This window comes from Candidatus Protochlamydia sp. W-9 (genome assembly GCF_001950615.1).
In the GTDB taxonomy this organism is placed as follows: domain Bacteria; phylum Chlamydiota; class Chlamydiia; order Chlamydiales; family Parachlamydiaceae; genus Protochlamydia; species Protochlamydia amoebophila.
In genome coordinates this window covers 1-2,448 of the sequence record NZ_BCPZ01000343.1, presented here as the reverse complement: position 1 = coordinate 2,448, position 2,448 = coordinate 1, and the positions used below count along the sequence as shown (strand labels likewise).

General features: G+C 35.8%; 4 protein-coding genes and 1 pseudogene. 3 read left to right on the top strand and 2 right to left on the bottom strand.

Features of this window, described 5'->3' with window-relative positions; genetic code table 11:
* The coding region (locus BU804_RS09405; protein ID WP_226996176.1) for an AbrB/MazE/SpoVT family DNA-binding domain-containing protein at positions 1-243 on the top strand (243 nt) is incomplete at its 5' end.
* A complete protein-coding gene (locus BU804_RS09400) occupies positions 240-617 on the top strand; it encodes a type II toxin-antitoxin system death-on-curing family toxin (protein ID WP_075883865.1) in 378 nt (125 codons plus the stop codon). The genes BU804_RS09405 and BU804_RS09400, both read left to right, overlap by 4 nt.
* A gap of 369 nt (positions 618-986) precedes the next feature.
* Here BU804_RS09400 and BU804_RS09395 read toward each other — a convergent pair whose 3' ends face one another.
* Positions 987-1,466: a type IV secretion system DNA-binding domain-containing protein gene (locus BU804_RS09395; RefSeq protein WP_079988688.1), complete on the bottom strand. Its 480-nt coding sequence runs from the start codon at positions 1,464-1,466 to the stop codon at positions 987-989.
* Positions 1,467-1,892: 426 nt separating this feature from the next.
* On the opposite strand from BU804_RS09395, the gene BU804_RS09390 reads away from it, so the two are divergent.
* The gene (locus BU804_RS09390; protein WP_075883863.1) at positions 1,893-2,213 is read left to right on the top strand and encodes a transposase; all 321 of its coding nucleotides are present in this window, start codon (positions 1,893-1,895) and stop codon (positions 2,211-2,213) included.
* 5 nt (positions 2,214-2,218) lie between these two features.
* Here the strand turns inward: BU804_RS09390 and BU804_RS09385 are convergent.
* Positions 2,219-2,448: pseudogene (locus BU804_RS09385) on the bottom strand (IS5/IS1182 family transposase); the annotation flags it as partial.

Sequence of the window (2,448 nt, the reverse complement as noted above, 5' to 3'; positions counted from 1 at the left end):
GAGAGGTGTATTATGCAAGTTAAACATTTAGTTCAACATGGAAATAGTAAAGCCATTGTCATTGACAAATCAATTTTACAAGCTGCAGGGCTTGACGAAAATTGTTTGTTTCAAATAGTTGTAGATTCAAATACAGGTATTACTATTCAATCGGTAAAACCAGTAAACAGCAAATTTGAAGAAGCTAAGAAATATGTTTTTAATGAATATGCTGAACTTTTCAAGAGATTGTCTGATCGATGATTTTTTTATCTGTCGAAGAGGTGATTTTGATTCATGATCATCTCGTTTCTGAATACGGAGGTCTACATGGTATTAGAGATATGGGACTTCTTGTATCTGCTATAGAAATGCCAAAGACTACAATGTTTGGTGAGTATCTACATGAATCAATATTTGACAAAGCTTCTGCATATCTTTTTCACATCGTTTGTAATCATGCTTTCTTAGATGGGAATAAGAGAACAGGTGCTGCTGCAACTTTAATTTTTTTGAGCCAAAATGATCGTAAAATAAAATACGACATGCGTGAATTCGAGGAAATGGTTTGTAAAGTAGCTCAAGGATTATTTTCGAAAGAAGAAATTAGTAATTTCTTAAAACATCAAGACAAATAACTAGAAAGTTGATTGATCTCACTGAAGACTTTTCATTGGTTTTCAATTGCAATTTGTGATTAGTCGGCTTAAGATGAGTGTTGAGCATAAGCATATTAAAATACTGTTTAATTGGACATATTCCTTTGCAAGCATTATGTTCAAGAGGTATATGAAAGGAAAATATAGAGGATAAATATGAAATCCAAAACGCACCTACCGAAAAAGAGCCACCACCTAAAGAAAAAAATCCAATCTAAAGGTGAAATCATGATTTTAGCTCAAATTTGTCCAGGTGCTTACGCCAAATTGTAAGCTTTAAAATATCAAATTGGCGATCCTCGTTTATTTTTAAAAAGGAATATAATCTAAGCAACAAAATTTGAATGATCAGCGTATAATTGGTACGTTAAGACGCACAATCGGGCAATTATCTGGTAAGCGTACAAAAGCCTGATTGCGAGGCAGAAATTGAATAGTAGTCTTGGTAATTAATTGTTGATACCGCGCTTGTTGATTTAAACTCACCCCATCTCGAATGTCATTGGCTCCATAAGACAGCTCTTTTTGATACTCTCTAATTTCTTGCTCTCCGAACATGTCGGCAAGGCGACCAGCATGGAGGGGTTTTTGCTCAGCAAAGACAATTTTAGTGGCAAAATTTCCAATTAACGTTTGAGCGACGGCTTGCCTGTAGATGGCTTCCAACTGGGCAGGACTTTGCAAAGCTAGAACGGCGCAGCCTCCATATTTACGACTTTCAGCCAGTAACATGTCTAAATCACGCAAACGATTTAAGGTCGGAAGCTCATCGATGATATACCAAAGCCTATGGTTAAAATCAGGAGATAGTGCTAATAGAACGCCAATTTAACGTAAGCTATCTTCCGGCTATATTCTGAGTGATCTTTATTGAAAAAAGGCCTCTTTTCTGTAGAAGATTTTGTTTTTCAGAACAAAAACTAATGAAAGAGGCCAAAATGAACGAGATAGAGATGATCAAACTGTTTTGTCTTGTGGATAATTTTTCTAATCAATTTCATTAAATGTGTTCCCAATTCATTAAATGTGTTCCCAAAAACAAATGGAGTATACGAAAAGAAAAATCCGCACAAAAACTTTTAGAAGACCTTTAAGTCAAGTACTAATGATTTTGCTTCTCTTTCATCGTTTTAATTACAGAACATTTAAACACTTCTACTTAAACCATGTAAAAAAACAACTTTAAAATATTTATTCCCTCATCTTGTTGGGTACTCAAGATTTGTTCAACTCACCTCTGAAGCATTTTTCCCTATGTTTTGCTTGATCCAAGAACATCAGGGTATCTGTGAAGGGATTTTATTTATAGACTCTACCATATTAACGCTTTGCCATGTCAAACGTGCCTCTTCCCATCGTGTTTTTAAAGGGCAAGCTAAATGGGGAAAAATAACCGTTGGCTGGTTCTTTGGATTTAAGCTCCATCTTGTGATTAATCACCACGCAGAAATTGTAGCATTTAAGTTGACAACTGGCAATATTGATGATCGCAAACCTGTTCCAGAAATGGTAGAAGGAATGAAAGGAAAAGCATTCGCGGATAGAGGATATATGTCAGAAAAACTGACTAGATAGTGTAGTCACGAGACTTCTGCCCATATAGCAATACATCTAATATGGACTGCAGCTAAGAATGAGGCTGTGTTCTTTGCATAACGGGTCGCTATTCCTTTCCAGCGCTTCAAATGTAAAAATGCATTTTCCACCAAATGCCTTAACTTATAGAGATCTTTATCGTATTCTCGACCAGTTATGCGATTCTTTCGTGGAGGAATCACCACTTGCATTCCCTGACTTATAGCTTGCTCAA

Excerpts from the sequence above, each read along its gene's own strand:
- BU804_RS09400 (WP_075883865.1), top strand. The coding sequence starts at position 240 with ATGATTTTTTTATCTGTCGAAGAGGTGATTTTGATTCATGATCATCTC.
- BU804_RS09390 (WP_075883863.1), top strand. The coding sequence starts at position 1,893 with ATGTTTTGCTTGATCCAAGAACATCAGGGTATCTGTGAAGGGATTTTA.